12 protein-coding genes and 2 pseudogenes are annotated in these 18,450 nt (G+C 56.4%); 5 read left to right on the top strand and 9 right to left on the bottom strand.

Annotated elements, in window-relative coordinates; translation table 11 throughout:
* Positions 1-59: 59 nt before the first annotated feature.
* The gene (locus BMY54_RS20075; RefSeq protein WP_093436148.1) at positions 60-833 is read left to right on the top strand and encodes an NYN domain-containing protein; all 774 of its coding nucleotides are present in this window, start codon (positions 60-62) and stop codon (positions 831-833) included.
* Positions 834-947: 114 nt separating this feature from the next.
* Complete coding sequence (locus tag BMY54_RS20070) at positions 948-2,315, top strand: hypothetical protein (protein ID WP_093436143.1); 1,368 nt, start codon at positions 948-950, stop codon at positions 2,313-2,315.
* A gap of 248 nt (positions 2,316-2,563) precedes the next feature.
* Here the strand turns inward: BMY54_RS20070 and BMY54_RS20065 are convergent, their stop codons facing one another.
* Together BMY54_RS20065 and BMY54_RS20060 are read right to left on the bottom strand one after the other, a co-directional pair.
* A complete protein-coding gene (locus BMY54_RS20065) occupies positions 2,564-3,007 on the bottom strand; it encodes a phosphate-starvation-inducible protein PsiE (protein WP_175559637.1) in 444 nt (147 codons plus the stop codon).
* Positions 3,008-3,147: 140 nt separating this feature from the next.
* Positions 3,148-3,396 (bottom strand): annotated as a pseudogene (locus tag BMY54_RS20060) (phosphate-starvation-inducible PsiE family protein); the annotation flags it as partial.
* 337 nt (positions 3,397-3,733) lie between these two features.
* Between BMY54_RS20060 and BMY54_RS20055 the strand changes: the two are divergent.
* Positions 3,734-3,988: pseudogene (locus tag BMY54_RS20055) on the top strand (YebG family protein); the annotation flags it as partial.
* A 145-nt stretch (positions 3,989-4,133) separates the two neighbouring features.
* On the opposite strand, the gene BMY54_RS20050 reads toward BMY54_RS20055, so the two are convergent.
* Positions 4,134-5,153, bottom strand: coding sequence for a Leu/Phe/Val dehydrogenase (locus tag BMY54_RS20050; RefSeq protein ID WP_093436130.1), 1,020 nt, complete (start codon positions 5,151-5,153; stop codon positions 4,134-4,136).
* A 185-nt stretch (positions 5,154-5,338) separates the two neighbouring features.
* Between BMY54_RS20050 and BMY54_RS20045 the strand changes: the two genes are divergently transcribed.
* A complete protein-coding gene (locus BMY54_RS20045) occupies positions 5,339-6,142 on the top strand; it encodes a SirB1 family protein (protein WP_093436126.1) in 804 nt (267 codons plus the stop codon).
* A gap of 165 nt (positions 6,143-6,307) precedes the next feature.
* Here BMY54_RS20045 and BMY54_RS20040 read toward each other — a convergent pair whose 3' ends face one another.
* The 4 genes from BMY54_RS20040 to hmgA all read right to left on the bottom strand — a co-directional run bounded on the left by BMY54_RS20040 (position 6,308) and on the right by hmgA (position 11,087).
* Complete coding sequence (locus BMY54_RS20040) at positions 6,308-7,678, bottom strand: MFS transporter (protein ID WP_093436123.1); 1,371 nt, start codon at positions 7,676-7,678, stop codon at positions 6,308-6,310.
* Between the two features lie 148 nt (positions 7,679-7,826).
* Complete coding sequence (gene maiA, locus BMY54_RS20035; protein ID WP_093436118.1) at positions 7,827-8,462, bottom strand: maleylacetoacetate isomerase; 636 nt, start codon at positions 8,460-8,462, stop codon at positions 7,827-7,829.
* A gap of 12 nt (positions 8,463-8,474) precedes the next feature.
* Positions 8,475-9,779 (bottom strand): fumarylacetoacetase, encoded by a 1,305-nt coding sequence (gene fahA, locus BMY54_RS20030; protein ID WP_093436113.1) that lies wholly within the window; start codon positions 9,777-9,779, stop codon positions 8,475-8,477.
* Positions 9,780-9,782: 3 nt separating this feature from the next.
* Positions 9,783-11,087, bottom strand: a complete 1,305-nt coding sequence (hmgA, locus tag BMY54_RS20025) for a homogentisate 1,2-dioxygenase (protein ID WP_093436108.1) — start codon at positions 11,085-11,087, stop codon at positions 9,783-9,785.
* A gap of 164 nt (positions 11,088-11,251) precedes the next feature.
* On the opposite strand from hmgA, the gene BMY54_RS20020 reads away from it, so the two are divergent.
* The gene (locus BMY54_RS20020; protein ID WP_093436103.1) at positions 11,252-12,040 is read left to right on the top strand and encodes an IclR family transcriptional regulator; all 789 of its coding nucleotides are present in this window, start codon (positions 11,252-11,254) and stop codon (positions 12,038-12,040) included.
* Positions 12,041-12,092: 52 nt separating this feature from the next.
* Here the strand turns inward: BMY54_RS20020 and BMY54_RS20015 are convergent, their stop codons facing one another.
* Entirely contained in the window at positions 12,093-15,608 is a 3,516-nt protein-coding gene (locus BMY54_RS20015; RefSeq protein WP_093436098.1) for a dermonecrotic toxin domain-containing protein, read from the bottom strand.
* A gap of 175 nt (positions 15,609-15,783) precedes the next feature.
* A complete protein-coding gene (locus BMY54_RS20010) occupies positions 15,784-18,336 on the bottom strand; it encodes a LuxR C-terminal-related transcriptional regulator (RefSeq protein WP_093436094.1) in 2,553 nt (850 codons plus the stop codon).
* Positions 18,337-18,450: the final 114 nt, after the last annotated feature.

The raw sequence follows: 18,450 nt of genomic DNA, 5'->3' as shown, positions 1-18,450 counted from the left end.
TGCGGGTGATGCTGGCCTGATGACATAGTTAACGCAATCAGGACTGATAGGGATTCGTCGTGGAGTCGAAACGGATAGCGCTGCTGATTGACTGTGACAACGTAAGCCATGCAGCCATAGGCGGCGTGCTCGACGAGCTTGCGAAGTATGGAATGGTGAACATCAGGCACGCCCACGGTAACTGGAGTTCTCCCCACCTCGCAGGGTGGGTCGAGAAGGTTCACCCCTACGCTATCCGCCCCATGCAGCAGTTCGCGTTCACAAAGGGCAAGAACGCCACTGACTCAGCGATGATCATTGACGCAATGGACTTGCTATACAGCAAGAACGTCGATGCTTTCGCACTCATGACCAGTGACAGCGACTTCACACCACTCGTGCTGCGCCTTCTGGAAAGCGGCCTGCCGGTGTATGGCTTTGGCGAGACGAAGACTCCCAAGCCGTTCGTGGATGCTTGCTCGCAGTTTATCTACACCGAGAATCTGATGGGCGACGATCAGGAGAAAGCTGCAGAGGGTGAGCCACCCAAATCGACGAAGCGCTCCCGCAACGAGCTGCGAAGCGACACATCTCTCGTGCGATTGCTGAGGACTGCTGCGGAGAAAACTGCCGATGACGCTGGGTGGTCGCATCTGAGCCAGGTTGGGGAATTCATACGCAACAACAGCTCCTTTTCAGCAGTGAACTATGGGCACCGCACTTTGGGCGACCTCATTCGCACGTCAGAGCTTTTCGAGATCGATATGCGTCACGGCGGCACAGCCATGTTCATCAAGAACCCGCGCAAACCAGCCGCAGCAACGCACCATCAGCACGAGTCCAGCACATCGTAGCGCGCCGTGGTTCTTAGCGCGTTCAGAACGCTTTCGTATTTAGTTCTGAACACGCTCTGAGGGCTTTCGTATATCACTAAGAATAGAATCACATCCATTTTCAGGAAAGTCGTAATGAAATTCATTGACGATGTTTTAGAGTCAATATCTGGAAGCACGAGAACAAAAATTGAAGACCCATTCATTGGCGCTTTCATCGGGTCATGGCTAATCTGCAATTGGGATAGCTTAGCGCTGCTGGTGTGGGGCGAGGGAACCGCCACAGATCGAATCGCGGCGATAAGTAAGCACTTTCATGAGTTGAAATTATTTGAATTCAACTCGCTCGTAGCAATCCCCCTCCTCATGACAGCCCTATTCATATTTGCCTTTCCTTGGGTGTCATGGGGGTTGAAATCTATACTCAAATACGCAAACGAACGCCTGCACGAACAAGCGGTAGCAATAGAAATCAGTAAGGTCGAGCGACAAGAAGCTCTAAACAAAAAAAGACTTTTAGCTGATCCCGAGAAGAAGTTCTTGGAAGAGAACGTTAGCTTAGATATTGAACGTAGAAAAGAGGTAATTGAGCAACTGAAACTCCGAACGGCTCGATTTAAGGAAAAAGCTGATGCAGCGGCTTCGGCAGCCGCTGAAGCGAAAGCGGAGTTAGAGGTTACTGCGGCTGTAGCCGCAGAGGCGAAAAGTCGAGCAAGTCAAGCTGCACTCGACGAGGAGAAAAAGCAAGCAAATGCAGAGCTTGAAAAACAACGTTTCAGTTTAGCAAGCGCGCAGCTGAAATCAGCGCAAGCATCAAATCGCTTCCCATCAGCTTATGCTCTTATGCAAACGTTAGAAGAAAGCCTCAAAAATGAAGATATTTATTTATCACTGGAAGGTCTTGGAGAAGTTGTAGCAATGATTTTCGGCTACAAAAGCTTCAAAACACTCGTGCATGACGAAAGCTTTAATAATAAAACCTTGGCACAGGTTGCATACATCTATTATGACCGAGATGAATTTGCAACGACTCTGGAAACCATAGTCCAAAATGAAGGTTCCAGAAACGAGGACTTAGACGCAGAATCGCTATTCGACCACGTGATCTCGATTTTCGACAATCTTGATTTTAAGCTACTCCCAAAAGATAAAGTCGAAGAAGTTTATCGGGAAGCATGTAACAACATGCGATATGACTTGCTGAATAGCGAGGAACTATCAGGCCCAATCGCAGAGTCGGATACTATTTTCGACGAGGTTGAGATTGACGATCTGGAGGACATCACTTTTGAAAATGGACTGAGCGTGACTTTTTCTGGCACAGCAAGTGGAAACCACAGAAAAGAATACGACGTTTCTGGACGTGATATCAAATTCAGCATCGAAATAAAAAGTGCATTATTGGTTGGCACCAAAGGGTTAGGAGAGCTGGAGCTTGGTGAAGTGTCAGCCAATCTGGCTGATTACGACTATGAGCCAGAAAATGAAGCGGATGAAGGTTGAGCAATTTTTAATCACGAAACTTGAATCAGATCTCGTAGCGTGACGGCGTATGCTCACGCAACAGCGGCGTTGGATCACTCGGAGCCTTGTAGCCCAAGCACGCCACCGGTTCACCTCTTCGCCCGTGCTACAGATGTGCGCCTGAATCGCTCCCCTCGCCTGCATCTGAGTCCTTCTGACGCCGCAGCATATGCTTGATACGTTCGAAAAAAGCCGCTCGAAAGCGGCCTGAATCATTTAGTGGGCTTTCAGTCTGTCTTCTCTTTCACTGACGGGAATCGGGCCGAGGCATATCGCACCACGAGAATCGAAACGGAAAGGAGCACCACACCACCAGTGAGGTAAAGAATGCCCTCGTCCGGGGATTTATGATGCGACACATCGCTAATCAGCAGTCGAATCAGGGCTGTCACGCCAATGTAAAGCAGGAACCGCAATGGCATATGATTTGTGCGGAAATAGATTCCGCTCATAGCAAGCAGTTCGAGATAGATAAACAGCAGCAGAATGTCATCGACGCTGATTTTTTCCTGATGAAGCATTTCGATGAAGGTGGTGACGCCTGCGTAAACTGTGATCGCACCAATCCCAAAAAGCGCAAGATAATGAAACAGCTCAACCCCAAGGTTTCCGAGGCTGTTTGCCCCAGCATGAACCCTCACGCGCATCCGATCAGCCCATTTCATACCCACTCTCCCCGCACACGCCGAAATCGGCAGAAAAAATCAACACAGCATTTCAGAACAAAAAAGAAGAAAGCCTACGCCATAAGCCAATGATTTTTCTTGGGTTTTAGAAAAATCATACACTGAGAAAAAATGTTAGTTACAGGATGGTTGGTCTTGAAGTAGATCCCGACCATTGCCCCCAATTCGAGATAGATGAACAGCAGCAGAATGTCATCGATCTTGATATGGCCTTCCTCGAGCATCCCGAGAAATTCCATCACCGCCGCCCATGCCGTCACCGCACCGATGGCGAACAACGCCAGATAGTGGAAGGTTTCGACGAACAGGTTGCCCAGGGACTCGGCCAGTTGATGCACGTTTTGCCGCAGTTTCTCGGCCCAGTTGATTTTCACGATGATGTTCCTTAGCTCGAATGCGAGCGGATGATGCGTGTCGGACGTGACGGTTTTCTGCACGTAACGGTTTTCATGCAGAAAAGAGGCCACGCCATCATGGCGAGCCGCCGCCAAACCCGCGCCGTGGCGTTTGGTCGCAGGTGTCAGGTTGGCGCAGAACCTGTGGGAGCGAGCTTGCTCGCGAATGGCCTCACACGATCCAACTGACAAACCCGAAATCCGGTCTACATTGAAAAGCCACTACCCATGGCGCAGGGATTCGCTTATCCTTTTCGCTGTATATGGATACAGTAGTCGTCAAGACAACTTAATGTGAAGGCATGTGAGGTGGTGAATGGCCGTCGAAGTGGTATACCGCAGCAGCCGAGATCTGGAGCGCTTGTTCATGGATAAAGCCGAAGCTGACCGTCATGACAAAATGCTCGAACTGGCCGAATATCTGGCCGATGTCCTGCAAAAAGCCGTTCCGTCCCTGACTGAACAGCAAGTGGAAGAAGCCGGGATCTACATGGCGAAGAATCGCGATGTGTTCGCCCGGGCGTTCAAGAGCCAGCCGGATGCACTGTCCGAACTGCTCAATGCACCGGCCGAACCGGTCGATAATGCCGAAGCTGCAGAACCTGCGGAAACGCCGGCGAAGCCAGCCAAAGCGGCAAAAGCGGCTAAGTAAGCAATGACCGAATTGAATAGGCCCTGAGTCGAATGGCTCAGGGCCTTTTTCATGCCTGTGAAACTCAGCGATACAAAACTTTCTCCGCCAACTCATCCGCCACCCGCGCCGGCGAACGCTTTTCCGCCTGCGCATGGGCGAAGACTTCAGTCAGCCGCGAGCTGATTTTCGAAAGATGCGCGGTAATCGTCGACAACTCTTCACCACGATGTTTCAGCGAGACGTAGATCAAGCCACCGGCATTGATCACGTAGTCTGGCGCATACAGAATCCCGCGCCGTTCCAGTTGATCGGCCACATCCAGATGTGTCAGCTGGTTATTGGCAGAGCCTGCCACTGCCGAACAGCGTAATTGCGTGACGGTATGGCTGTTCAAAACCCCGCCCAGACCGCACGGCGCGAGGATGTCACACGGCGTACTGAGCAACGCGTCGTTGGCGATCGGGTGAGCGTTGAGTTGTTCCATCGCCAGTTGCACCTTGCCGTGATCGATATCGCTGACCAGCAACTCAGCCCCGGCGGCATGGAGTTGTTCGGCCAAAGCAAAGCCGACATTGCCCAGGCCCTGAATCGCGATGCGCAAGCCTTCGAGGTTGTCGCTGCCCAGCCGCGCCATGGCCGTTGAGCGAATGCCGGCAAATACACCCATCGCGGCATGCGGAGCGGGGTCGCCGGCCGAGGTGGTGCTGGTGACGTGCTGAGTCTGTTGGGCGATGCAATCCATATCCGCCACCGAGGTGCCGCTGTCGATGGCGGTGATGTAGCGACCGTCGAGCTGTTCTATGCAACGACCAAAAGCTTCGAACAGCGAGCCACGATTTTCCACATGAGCCGGGCGCACGATCACTGCCACGCCTCCGCCCTGCGGCAGCCCCGCCAGCGCAGCCTTGTAGCTCATGCCCTGAGCGAGGCGAATGGCATCTTCGACGGCGGATTCGTCATTGGGATAGGCGAGATAACGACATCCGCCCAAGGCTGGCCCGAGGCGACTGTTATGGATGGCAATGACCGCCTTCAACCCGGTGACCGGATCAACGCTAAGGTGCAGCGATTCCAGGCGAGTGCTTTGCATGAGCGCAAACATCGTTGGGCTCCCGAATCACTTCTTGTAGAACGCCAGTATAGGCCTGCGCCTGAAAATTGCTGGAGCGCGCCGGAATAAGCGCCCGCGCCGACAACGGTTTTGCGGCATAACCCGACACCTGCGCAGCAGGGGACTGGACGAATCTTGCGGGCGGGGCTAAAACGAGGCATTCCCCGGAGATTTCGATGAGTGCGCGTCAACGTTTTTTCGAATGCCTGTACCGTTCACCGCCCGCGCTGTTCGAAGCCGCGCTGTGGATGGCGGCCGAGCACGAAAAAACGGTCGATCCCGACGCGCTGTTACAAGAATTCAGAGACCTGCAACAACGAGTCAGTTACGGCTTGCCGATGTTGCCGGTCAGTGAACTGGCGCAGCCCCTGTTGCGCCGCATGACTGATCTGGGCTTTGCCCAGGACCACTTCCTGCCGCTGCGCCCGCAAGCAGCGCTGTTGCACAAGGTGTTGCAGACCCGTCGCGGCCAGCCGTTGGCATTGGCGCTGATTGCCCTGGAGCTGGCGCGTGGCCTGGAGATTCCGCTGGTCGGGGTCAACTTCCCCGGACACTTCCTGTTGCGGGTGCCCGGCGCTGATCACTTGCTGGATCCGTGCGGCGGCCGGCGTTTGTACCCAAACGATTGTCGCGAACTGTTGCAGCGCCAGTACGGGCCGAACATGAAGCTGACCGCCGAGCATCTGCTGACCGCCAGCCCCAAGCAGATGCTCCAGCGCCTGTCGCGCAACCTGCGCCAGCTGCACCTGACTCATGATGATTTTATCGCCGCGCTGATCGACGCCGAACGGGTGCTCGAACTGGGTGACGCTGGCGCCGTCGATTACCTGGCACGGGCCAGTCTTTATCAGCGGCTCGACTGCCCGAATGCCGAACGCTTTGATCTGGAGCATGCGCTGATGCTCAGCGACGACCCGATTCAGCGCCTGCGCCTGACTGAACGCCTCAGCCACCTGCCGCCCAACTCCGTCGTCCACTGAATACGCTCGCGATGGCTGTGTGTCAGGCAACGAATGTAGTGACAGAAACACGGCCTTCGCGAGCAAGCTCGCTCCCACAGGTTTGGTGTGTACCTAAATTATCGGCTCGGCACACATCACTGTGGGAGCGAGCTTGCTCGCGAAGCAGGCGGCTCGGTCTTTCAGTTAAACCGCGTTATCGTTCTTCGCTAGCAGGCTAGCTCCCACAGGAGATTGCACTGTGTCGGTGGGCGAACGCACCTGAATAATCAGCAACGCGGCGATGACCGCCGGAATCGCACAGAAGAAGAAAATCTGCGCCACTGGAATATGCATCGCCAACAACAGGCTGCCGAACAGCGGCCCGAGAATCGAACCGAAACGCCCCACGCCCAATGCCCAACCGGTGCCGGTCGCACGCACATGCGCCGGATAGAAATTGCTGGCAAACGCATTCAGCGTCAGTTGCCCGCCGATGATGCAGAACCCGGCGGCGAACACGCAGGCGACCAGATATCGCGGATTGTCGTGATTAAGCCCCAGCAGGATCGTGCACAGCGCCGCCCCTGCCAACACCGCTGACAACAACCGCACCTTGCGCTTCAAGCGGTCAGCGAACCAGGCCATGCAGATCGCGCCCATGGTGCCGGCGAACAGGAACATCGACGTCACCAGATTGGCTTCGTTGAGTTTCAGGCCGCTTTCCAGGAGCAGCGTCGGCAGCCAGCTGATCATGAAATACAACAGAATCAGGCTGACGAAAAACGTTGCCCAGATCAGCAACGTCGGTCGCGCGTAGCCATTGCGGAACAACTCGACCACCGTCAGTTTGCTGCCCTGCTCCCGCTCGTTCTGTTCGAGGCTGGCAACGGGCGGTTGCCAATCCGGCAACATCCGCGCGGTGACTTTGCGCAGTCGCGCATACGGTGGCGCATCACGCAGCAAACGCGGCAACGACTCCGGCAGCATCCACCAGAGAAACGGAAACAGCAGCAACGGCGTGACGCCACCGGCGAGGAACACCGCTTGCCAACCGAATTGGTCGATGAAGCCTGCCGCGACGAAACCACCGGCTGCGCCACCGAACGAGAAGCCACAGGCCGCCAGCGTCACCATCAAGGTGCGCAGGCGCGGTGGCGAATATTCCGACATCAACGCCATAGCACTGGGCATCGCCCCGCCCATGCCGATGCCGCAGATAAAGCGCGCGATCATCAGCGTATTGAGCGAGTCTGCGAAGACCATCAGCACGGTCAGCGTGGCGTAGATCAGTACGCAAGCGAGCAGAATCCGTCGTACGCCAAAGCGGTCAGCCAGCGGCGTAACCGCCAGTGAACCAAGGGTGAGACCGAGCAGGTTGGCACTGAAAACAGGCCCGAATGCAGACTTTTCCAGACCCCAATCCTGCGCCAGCGCGGGCACCACATAACCGAGCACCTGGGCGTCATAGCCATCGGTGACCAGCAGCAAGGCGAGCAGGATCAAGAGCAACCACTGATAACGGGACACAGGACGGGCGTCGAGTGCCGCCCGGAAGCTGGCAATCTGGTTGTGCATCGCAAGGTACCTGTTTTGTTTTTATGATTTTGGGGTAGTTCAACGCCGAACCCTGTGGGAGCGAGCCTGCTCGCGAATGCGCTGTGTCAGCAAAATGAATGGTGACTGACACTCAGCCTTCGCGAGCAGGCTCGCTCCCACAGGGGAATTACGGGGTATCGGGTTGGTTGGCGGGATGCGCCTTGATGAACGCCGGATGTTCAGCCGCCAGTGCGGCAACGCGGCGGACTTTCGGGTAGGCATCCAACGAGACATTGAACCGCTCCGCTGCATACAACTGCGGAATCAGGTACACATCGGCCACGCACGGCCACTCGCCGAAACAGAAGCCCTCGTCGCCAATCAATTGCTCCACCGTCGCCAGCCCTTGGCTGATCCAGTGACTGATCCATTCCACTACCTGCGGCTCGTCGTGCCCCGACTGGCGCAGGCGATTGAGCACGCTGACGTTGTGCAGCGGATGCACATCGCAACCGATCACCGCCGCCACACCGCGCACCTGCGCGCGGGCGAACAAATCTTCCGGCAGCAACGGCACCTGTGGATAACGTTCTTCCAGGTACTCGATGATGGCCGGCGATTGAATCAGTAAACCGCCTTCGTCAGTGCGCAGGGCCGGCACCCGCCCCTGTGGATTGATCGCCAGATACGCCGCTTGCCGATGCTCGCCGCCGGGTGGCGCGATCAGATTGACCGGCAGCGCCTGATAGTCGAGGCCCTTCAGCGCCAGCGCGATTCGCACGCGGTACGACGAAGTCGAACGGTAATAGGTATAGAGATCCATAACCCGCTCCTGTCAGCGCGCCGCCAGCACTTTGCCGCGGCATTCGCCGAAGCCGATCGAAGCAAAACCGTCACGGGCACAACGCGCACGCAGGATGATTTCGTCGCCATCTTCAAGGAACTTACGCACTTCTCCGGAAGCCAGCTCGATTGGCTTTTTACCGCCCTCGGTGATTTCCAGCAGGCTGCCGAACTGACCGTTTTCAGGGCCGGACAAGGTGCCCGAACCGAACAGATCGCCGGCCTGCAATTGGCAACCGTTGACGCTGTGGTGCGCGACCATTTGCGCGACGGTCCAGTACATGTAGCGGGTGTTGCTCAGCGTCAGGCGATGGGCCGGCAGGTTCTGCTCGCGCATGGCTTCGGTGAGCAGCAAAACTTCCAGTTCGATGTCGAAGGCACCGCCGTCCTGATCGCGTTTATCGAACAGGTACGGCAGCGGCTGCGGATCACCTTCAGGACGCTTCGGCTGCGCGGTGCGGAACGGTTCCAGCGCTTCGGCGGTGACCACCCACGGCGAGACGCTGGTGATGAAACTCTTCGACAGGAACGGCCCCAGTGGCTGGTATTCCCAGGCCTGGATATCGCGCGCCGACCAGTCGTTGAGCAGGCAGAAACCGGCAATGTGATCAGCCGCGTCACCGATGGCGATCGAGTCACCCATCTCGTTGCCTTGACCGATCCAGATGCCCAGTTCCAGCTCATAGTCCAGGCGCGCGCACGGGCCAAACACAGGCTCGGTCTGACCGGCCGGTAGCGTCTGGCCTTTAGGGCGACGCACGTCGGTACCGGAAGCACGCACGGTGGAGGCGCGACCGTGATAACCGATCGGCACATGCTTGTAGTTCGGCAGCAGCGGGTTATCCGGGCGGAACAGTCTGCCGACGTTCTGCGCGTGCTCGATGCCGACGTAGAAGTCGGTGTAATCGCTGATGCGTGCCGGCAGATGCAGCTGGCAATCGGCGGCCAGGGGCAGCAGTTTCGCGCCTTGGGCTTCGATGTTGCCGCGGTGCGTGCTGCCTTCGCTGAACAGTTCCAGCAGACGGGTGCGCAGTGCCACACGCCCCTCACGACCGAGTTCGAAGAATGCGTTCAACTGGCCGCCGTGCATGGCTTCGACAGCGCTGCGCGCGACACCGTCGAACAGCCCGGCTTCCAGTGCTACTTGCAGATCGAAGATATGGTCGCCAATCGCCACGCCAGCGCGCGGCATCGCACCGTTACTGCTGAACACACCCAGCGGCAGGTTCTGCAGCGGGAAATCAGCGTGGCCGTTGGCCGAGGCAACCCAGCTGCGGGTGATGGAATTCTGCGTCATGGGTTATCTCCGGGTCGGGTCGAACGTGGCGGGCAAAGTGGCCCAGCAGGCGTCATAAGTGGATTGCAGTTGCGGACAGTCGAGGGCGAAGCGGCTTGGGCGCAGCACCTGACTGGTCTCGAACATGAAGGCCATGGTGTTGTCGATCTTCGCCGGTTTGAGTTCGGCGTTGATCGCTTTGGTGCAAGTCTCGCCATCAGGGCCGTGGGCGCTCATGCAGCTGTGCAGCGAGGCACCGCCGGGCACGAAGCCTTCGGCCTTGGCGTCGTATTCGCCCTGGATCAGGCCCATGAATTCGTTCATCAGGTTGCGGTGAAACCACGGCGGACGGAAGGTGTTCTCGGCGACCATCCAGCGCGGCGGGAAGATCACGAAATCGAGGTTGGCCAGACCGTGCACGCTGGTCGGCGAAGTCAGCACGGTGAAGATCGACGGATCCGGGTGATCGAAGCTGACGGTGCCAATGGTGTTGAACCGGCGCAGGTCGTATTTGTACGGCACGTTATTGCCGTGCCAGGCGACCACGTTCAGCGGCGAGTGATTGAGCTCGGTGGCCCACAACTGACCGAGGAACTTCTGTACCAGCGTGGTCGGTTGCTGCAGATTTTCGTAAGCGGCGACCGGGGTCAGGAAGTCACGCGGGTTGGCCAGACCGTTGCTGCCGATCGGTCCCAGATCCGGCAGACGCAGCGGCGCGCCGTGGTTCTCGGCAACATAGCCGCGCGCTTGTGGGTCGAGCAATTCAACACGGAATTTCAGGCCGCGCGGCAGCACGGCGATTTCCAGCGGCGCGACTTCCAGCACACCCAATTCGGTGGCGATGCGCAGACGACCGAGTTGCGGCACCAGCAGCAATTCGCCGTCGGCGTTGAAGAACACCCGCTCCATCGAGCGGTTGGCAACATAGTTGTAGATGCTGATGCCGGCCGGTTTCTCTGCACCCGCGTTAGCGGCCATGCTCACCAGTCCATCGATGAAATCGGTCGGCTCGGCCGGGATCTCCAGCGGGTTCCAGCGCAGGCGATTGGGCGTCACTTCGCCCAGCGGCCCACCGGCCAGTTGCCGCTCCAGTTTGACGAAGGCCGGGTGATTGGCCGACGGCTGAATCCGGTACATCCAGGTGCGCCGCGCTTCACTGCGGGTCATGGTGAATGCTGTGCCGGAAAACAATTCGGTGTAGAGGCCGTAGGGGGCTTTTTGCGGGGAGTTCTGGCCAACGGGCAGCGCGCCGGGCAACGCTTCAGAGCTGAATTCGTTGCCGAAACCGGACTGATACGCCAGCGCCTGGGCGGTTGAATCGGGGTTCATGGAGCCTCCTGAACAGGGAGTCGGCAGTGGCCCATCGCTCTGGCTCAGAGGTTTCGGCACGCCGGGGTTGTTATTATCGTAATTCGATTACGCATAACGTAATTTGCTCGCTATCCAGCGTCAAGCTATAAAGACGCCCATTCGTTTCGGAACCCGGCCGCACCATGGAAAAAACCAGCGACAGCAACGGCAAACAGAAAGTCCGCTCCGCCGAAGTCGGCACCGACATCCTCAAGGCTCTGGCCGAGTTGTCGCCGTCCACTTCGTTGTCGCGTCTGGCCGAACATGTGCAGATGCCGGCGAGCAAGGTTCATCGCTATCTGCAAGCGTTGATCGCTTCAGGATTCGCCGAGCAGAACACCGCTACCAACCATTACGGGCTCGGCCGCGAAGCCTTGCGTGTAGGCCTGGCCGCACTCAACAGTATGGACGTGCTGAAAGTCGCCGCCCTGCCGTTGGCCGAACTGCGCGACGAACTCAACGAAACCTGCTTTCTGGCGGTGTGGGGCAATCAGGGCGCGACCGTGGTGCATATCGAACCGGCGGTGCGCGCGGTGACGGTGGTGACGCAACTGGGTTCAGTGTTGCCACTGCTCAGTTCATCGACTGGACTGGTGTTCAGCGCCTACTTGCCCCATCGGGAAACCGATGAGTTGCGCGAGCAGGAAATTGCCGCTGTGGATCATCCATTGAAGGATGAAAAAACCTACGCAACCCTGTGCGAACAGATCCGCGAACGCGGTCTGCATCATGTGCATGGCCTGCTGATGCCGGGTGTGGATGCGCTGTCCGCCCCGGTGTTCAACGCCGTCGGCCAGGTCGCCGCCGTGTTGACCATCGTTGGCCCCACTTCATTGTTCCACGCCGACGAAAACGGCCCGGCGGCGCAGCGGTTGCTGGCGGCGACGCGGGCCGTGAGTTGGCGGATGGGTTATGAACCTCTGCAGGGCTGAATGGCGCCAATCGAGCGAGTAACGAGGGCCGTTACTCGCGCAGTTTCATCTCTCAGTTGAGCAGACGAGTGGTGCTGTTCACGACCGCAGGAGGTGCGGTGATTGCTGTCACGTAGTTGATGCTGACTTCAACACCGGTGACGCCTGCCATCACATCGGCGAAATCCCTGACGCTCGATAGCAGAGCAATCGGGTTCACGGGCGTGCCGATCGCCGCCACTTTGCCAACGTACAACAGAATCGCCCCTCGCCACGCCGATGCAAAGTGTGCGTTCGCAGCCTCATCGGAGCCCTGACTGGAAGCCACAATGCCCAGCACAACCGACTGAGTAATGCGCAGTACGGTCAGTGCCAGGCCAAGTGGCGCAATGAACATCGAAGCTACATCCAGGGCAAATTCGGCCAGTACCCTCACATCCTTCCACAGCGCTTCCAGATAACTGCTCGTCTGAAAATCCACATCAGCGACGAGTTGCCCGATTTTAGCCAGGTACTCCTGTTTGAAAGCCAGTACTGGATAACTGTTGGTCAATTCCGGAGTGCTGGTCGCTACCGGGTTCGAGTCCCAGTAAGTGTCCAGGAGGTTTTTCACTGCCTGCTGATGTTCCAGACGAGCGAGGCTCAAGACCTTTTTGTTGAAGGCCACGCTTTTCAATCGACCAGCAAGTTCCTGGACAGGGAAGAAATCCTTGCCATCAGGCGTATCGGGAATATAGACAAAAAACTCATCACGCCCGCTGACTTTGCGCCCAAAAACGTAAGCCCCGACAAGGGCGCGTCCCCTGAGAGTGAACTCGTAAACGCCAATGCCCGGCATCCCACCCGTGGTGATGATGCCCTGACGAGGCAGATCGCGATCAAATCCGTTAATGAGTCCCTGCAACCAGCTGAATTGGTCGAGGGAGAGCTCGCCTTTGATTTTCTGAATCAACGCGGTCCGGAGCATTTCATTTTGTTTTGTTTTTCGATACAGACTTGCTTTCAAGTCAATGTCGGACGCATTGAGGAATTTATCTTTCAGATATTGAAGATACTTTTCACCGGGCCTCAGATCGATCAGATCATTGATAACTCTGGCATTCAGTTGGGCAATGGGCTGTCCGGTAAACGTCCAGAAGGTGGCCTGTCTGAGTTGCTCTCGCAAATTTTCAATCCCGGCCAATTGAGGGTTCACCCAGGTGAAAAATTTCTCGAACGCACTTACGTCACTGCGCCACTTTTGCCACTGAATAAACAGATCGGTCAGGCTGATCTTCGAGTCTGCGTGAAATTTGACCCATACCTCGTCAGGGTTAATGTCCACAGATAAACCTGTCCGGGCAAAATACTGCTTCAGCTCCTTCTTCACCAAATGGCAGGCAAACTGTTTGAACGGCTCGACCGCCAGCATTTCCCGGGAATGATGATGAATAGCCTTGAAATCAGCGTTCAGACGATTGAGTAGGTGCTGATCGCTCGAGCTGGCCTTTCTGTACCATTGAGGGGTGGCAGCCTCGGTTTGATCGATACTCCACAAGATGTGATTTTGAACGGTTCCGAACAAAGGCTCCGCTTCGGGTAAATCGACCAACTTAATCTTCGACCACCACCATTCATTCAGTACCGCAAATGGTTTTAGACTCAGATAATCACTTTGCATCTGCGCACTGTCGCTGGCATGTGCCTGACTCAGCAAGTACGCCCAGGTTTCAGCCTTGGCCGCCCATTGCGCCAACTTTTGCTGCAGGCTTTTCAGGTCGGTGAACTCAAACCACTCCTGCCCGGCTGGCGAACCCGGTATATGCAGGACATGCGCGCTGCGATCGGCTGCCACACCTTTCCTGCGATAAACCAGCAAACCATTGAAAGGCTTGAACCAGTGTTTGAGCGCCACGCCCAGCGTTTCAATGGACGTATCGCCGAGGTTATAACCCATCACCAATTTATGAGCTGAAGGTCCCACGTGTTTCTGCAGAATCGCCGCGAACAGGGTCAGCGCTGTTTTACGGCTAAGGACCAATCGCAGCGACTCGGTAACTTCGGCTTGCGAATACAGAAGACGTTGAGCCGTGGTATAGGCAACACGAACGTCCAACGACTTGATGGCACGCAGGATGTTCGATGGACTCAACTTTGGCAGACTGGAGGGGACCTCCGGAACGATCTGATATTGACCTGCCAGATCATGAGCACCTTGCATAAAGGCCTGAGTCAGCGTTTTGCGCTCGGTGAGTTCCACCTTTTTTCCATCCGCCAGAGGCACGGTATGGGTGACTTTCACGAATACAGTGTCCGGGTCGATACGCTCATCTTTACCCGGCGATATGAAGTCCTCTACGGCCAACCGCGCGTAGTCTTTCAGCGAAGCAACTCCGTGAGTGACCTCATGAAGTTTGACTTCGGCTTCAAGCAGCTCTTTTTGCAGGGAAACATACACTTCCTGATTGACATCGGAAGTGCTTTTCAACCATTGCGGCCAAGCATTCCGCTCGACATGCTTAATCAGTTGTACCTGGCGTTTTCTGGCCTGACGATTCAAATCGGGCAACGATTGTGCGGCCTCTACGGCGACAACAATTTTATCAAACTCCGAGTCTGGCTTGCCGACGGATTCTAGATACCCAGTGATGTCGCTGTACATCGTCTGAATCCGCTTATCAACGAATCTCTCAAACAAATTCGCACGAACTTTCAAAAAACGAATAGCAGGGACGTAGGCGAACCCAACGCGTTCACTGAGCGACAGCGTTTGCAGAAACTCTTCCTGAGTTTCCGCGGAGCCCAGTCGGCTCAACAACGCTTGTTCAAGCTTCCAAATGGAAGAAAACAATTCGAGACCACGATTCGCGCAGTAGAGTACGACAGCGCCCTGCTCACCGGGAATCAACTGCTCATAGACAGGGGTTGTAAGGGGCAATACAAACATCGCGTTCTGCTCGATGTATTTGCCATTCTGACCTTCAATGAAAACCCCGTAACAAGTACCGGTCAGACTGGGTTGTACGGTCGTACTGATCAGCGCGCTTTGTTGCTGAGTAATGACCCCTTGAATCGTCAGCGCCTCCAACTCACGAGCGAAAAGGCTAGCCTCGAGCAAACCTAAAGCAGACTTTCGCGACAACTGAGGATAAGCCCCAGCTGCTTTTTGAACGGTCGGGTTTTCCCAGTACTGCCGCACAGTTGCCGTGTAATCAACCGCCAGTTTCTTCAGCAAATCTGCTACTGATTTTTCAATAGCCGAGATCGGGACTTGCGTAAGAATGTCTTCACGGCTGGTAAAATTCGGGTGATCGAATACACCATAATCATTGACATCATAGTTTGGCGGCCGACCACTTTGCAGGCACTCAAGCGCGATATCCAGCAACCGCCCGACCGGCTGTTTATTTTTCGGTTTGGCGCCCGCCACGACATTGACGAACAGGCTGCTCAGCCGCACACCTTCGGATACCTTCCATAACGCCTCACGCAAAGTGTCCTGCACCACCACTGAAAATGACGGAACACGCTTCAATTCCTGCGAGATACTTTCCAGGGCTTTCCCCACTTCACGCAGACTTTGGCTTTCGGCTTCTTTATTAATTTCCATAATGGAATCTCTATCAGCTTGATAATGACAAGTGACCAATTACAACTTGCCTCGCCAAATCAAGCTAATTCAGATCCAGAACAAAAAGATACCCACCGCACTGTTTCCAACAGTGTTTAATTACAACACCAACAACCCCCTAAGTTACAACTACAAACATCTAACAACCTCACACCTACATCAAACCCAATGTTCTGGCCCTGGCCACCGCATGCGTTCTACGCATCACCCCCAATTTTATATAGATCCTTCGGACATGAGTTTTAACGGTATGCAATGAAAGGAAAAGTTTTTCTGCGATTTGTTGATTGGAATCACCTGCCGCAATCAACACCAAGACTTGTAACTCTCGCTGACTCAGTGAACTTTCAGCTTCAGGTTCGGCTACAACTTGCTGCTTTTCCTCCAGCACATTTGTCCGATCAAATATGTTCGGCGAGCGCAGGGTGACCTGGCGTATCAGCAATTGCGCCTCCGAGCGCCGGACGATCTTCAACGCACATTCCACATGCTCAACCACCCGTAACGACTCGCTGTGCAGCAATGCCACTTCGGCGAGGGCAAAATGCAACTCCGCCTCAAGTGTCTGCGCCCCGCACTTGCGGGCTTTATCCAGCAACATCTGAAGTTGCTCCGGGAGATCACTACCGCGTTGCAAAGATGCCGTGGCCAATATCAGCAAATACTGGATACGCGCTATCAGTTGAATCGTCGCCGGAGGTGCCTGCAACGCGTTCGGCGGTTGATAGTGGCGCAGCACCCGGCTCAACGCCTCATGTGCCAACTGCGCCCGCCCCTGCTGCAGCCAGATCTGGCTACTGACCTGTAACAACACACCACGGTAAACCGTGTCTGGAATCCTGCGCTGCTGCATCAACCGCTCGGCCTCGTGCAAGCGCTCGAATGCTTGCGTGTATTCACAGTGGTTGGCCGCTATCTGCGCCAGCCCCAGATAGCCGAACAACACCCGTTTATCGTGACTGCGCAGACAATCCTCCAGGCCACGTTTGAACAGAACGGCGGCTTGCTCCTCCAGCCCCATGACCAACGCCAATCGACCACGACGCAGGGCGATACGACCGAGCAGCGGCGATGGCCGCTCAGCGCGCTGGCCAAGTAACTGCTCGATGCTCAGTAGCAGGTTGTCAGCGCGGGCTGGAGCACCACGCTGCTCAAGCAACTGCGCGTGATCAAGTTCCAGCAAGCCTTCAAACAGCAAGGAGCCTTGTGCCCGCGCCAGACACAACGCTTCGCGACTGATGGCGTGCGCTTGTTCGAGTTCATCACAGAGCAAGGCTTGTTGAGTCAGCCCTGACAGGCACAGCAGCCTTGTGGCCCAGGCATCGCCATCGAGCGCTTCCAGAGCTTGCTGAAAAAGTTCGCGCGCAGGCGTCATACGCCCCTGCAAATGCATCAGCCAGCCTTGTTGTGCTTGCCAGCGTGCAATCAGTTGTCGTTCCAGTGCCGCCGAAGGTTGCGGCATGAACCTCGCCAGGTGCGCGATGCACTGCGTGGCCTGTTCAAAACGGCCGGCAAACAAAAGAGCTGCGGTAATCAGCCCAACCAATTGCGGTGATCCCAAGGTCACTCCTTCGCCCTGAGATTCATGCAGGCGCAACAACAGCACCACCGTTTGCTCTTCAAAAAGATGCTCGAAGTTGAAGTGCTGCAACAGACTCACTGCCGTTTCGAATTCCTCGGCAAGCAACGCCTGCTCGAAAGCCGAGCGCCAATCCCCGGCAGCGGCGAACCATTGGCATGCCCGACGATGCCATGAGCGGGCCGCAGGCCAGCGCTCATCGCGCATCACTTGAGCCAAAGGTGCAAAGATCTGCAACCACTGGGACGAGTCATTCCATGGTTCGATAAAGCAACCCAGCGTTTGCAGGGTGCGCAGGTAGTCCGCGCCTTCTCCGGCACCGAACAGGTGCTCACACAACTCAGCATTGAAGCGCGGCAGATTCGCCAGTACCCGCCAGACCTCGGCCAACTCCGGCGTCAGGCCGCTGAACAATTCATGCTGCAAATAATCCAGCAGCGTTTCCACCCGTTGCTGCGGCTGAAGGGTCTGCGACCAGTCGCATTTTTGCAGCAGCGCCATGCGCACCCCGGCGCACCATCCACCGGTTCGATGAACAATCCGCGCGGCCACACTGGCAGCCTGCTCCGCTGACAGGTGTTTTAACGCCTGGGCGATTTCTTCCGGGGTCAGCGCCAGCGTCGCGCTTTCGCATTCAAACAATTCGTCGTCCAGCAGCAACCGTGGCCAATTGCACTGGGGGCGTCGACGCGCGCCGATCCACCAGATCAATGCCGGGCTGCTGAGCGCCAGCAAGCGGTCCAACAATGCATCGAGAGCCGGGTCGGGGAGCCGACAATAGTCGTCGATAAACAGCCAGGTGGGCGCTGACCAGCGTGCCAGTGCCGCCGCCAATTGCGCCTCATCCATTGCTGCCAGCCCCAATGCCAGACTCAGCCGCTGACAGAACTCCTCCGTACTCAACGACACGCCCATCAGTGGCAGCCAGTGCACCACACAGTGTGCCGGTGCCTGTGACAAGCATTCGGAGAGCAACGCGCTTTTGCCACTGCCGGGCGGCGCGCAGATCAGCCTGATCCGCGCCACCGATGTCAGTAGCGGCTCACTCAGTCGAGGCCGAAGTTGATGATGGGAAGAAAGTCTGGGCAAGAATCCGGGGCGATCCAGACAGGCAGTCATAGCGGTCATCGGGTGAGCCTTTTTATCGTTGTGCCCTCACCCTAGCCCTCTCCCCTGCACTTGTTGACGAGTATTCAGCGCGCTGATTGGTGTCCATAAAAAAGGCGACCGAGCGGTCGCCTT

Source organism: Pseudomonas sp. ok266 (assembly GCF_900110195.1).
Classification (GTDB): domain Bacteria; phylum Pseudomonadota; class Gammaproteobacteria; order Pseudomonadales; family Pseudomonadaceae; genus Aquipseudomonas; species Aquipseudomonas neuropathica.
The sequence above is the reverse complement of the archived record's forward strand: the minus strand, read 5'-3'. Positions and strand labels throughout refer to the sequence as shown.

Excerpts from the sequence above, each read along its gene's own strand:
- BMY54_RS20040 (WP_093436123.1), bottom strand. The coding sequence starts at position 7,678 with ATGCACAACCAGATTGCCAGCTTCCGGGCGGCACTCGACGCCCGTCCT.
- BMY54_RS20050 (WP_093436130.1), bottom strand. The coding sequence starts at position 5,153 with ATGTTTGCGCTCATGCAAAGCACTCGCCTGGAATCGCTGCACCTTAGC.
- BMY54_RS20015 (WP_093436098.1), bottom strand. The coding sequence starts at position 15,608 with ATGGAAATTAATAAAGAAGCCGAAAGCCAAAGTCTGCGTGAAGTGGGG.
- fahA (WP_093436113.1), bottom strand. The coding sequence starts at position 9,779 with ATGACGCAGAATTCCATCACCCGCAGCTGGGTTGCCTCGGCCAACGGC.
- BMY54_RS20070 (WP_093436143.1), top strand. The coding sequence starts at position 948 with ATGAAATTCATTGACGATGTTTTAGAGTCAATATCTGGAAGCACGAGA.
- hmgA (WP_093436108.1), bottom strand. The coding sequence starts at position 11,087 with ATGAACCCCGATTCAACCGCCCAGGCGCTGGCGTATCAGTCCGGTTTC.
- BMY54_RS20020 (WP_093436103.1), top strand. The coding sequence starts at position 11,252 with ATGGAAAAAACCAGCGACAGCAACGGCAAACAGAAAGTCCGCTCCGCC.
- maiA (WP_093436118.1), bottom strand. The coding sequence starts at position 8,462 with ATGGATCTCTATACCTATTACCGTTCGACTTCGTCGTACCGCGTGCGA.
- BMY54_RS20045 (WP_093436126.1), top strand. The coding sequence starts at position 5,339 with ATGAGTGCGCGTCAACGTTTTTTCGAATGCCTGTACCGTTCACCGCCC.
- BMY54_RS20010 (WP_093436094.1), bottom strand. The coding sequence starts at position 18,336 with ATGACCGCTATGACTGCCTGTCTGGATCGCCCCGGATTCTTGCCCAGA.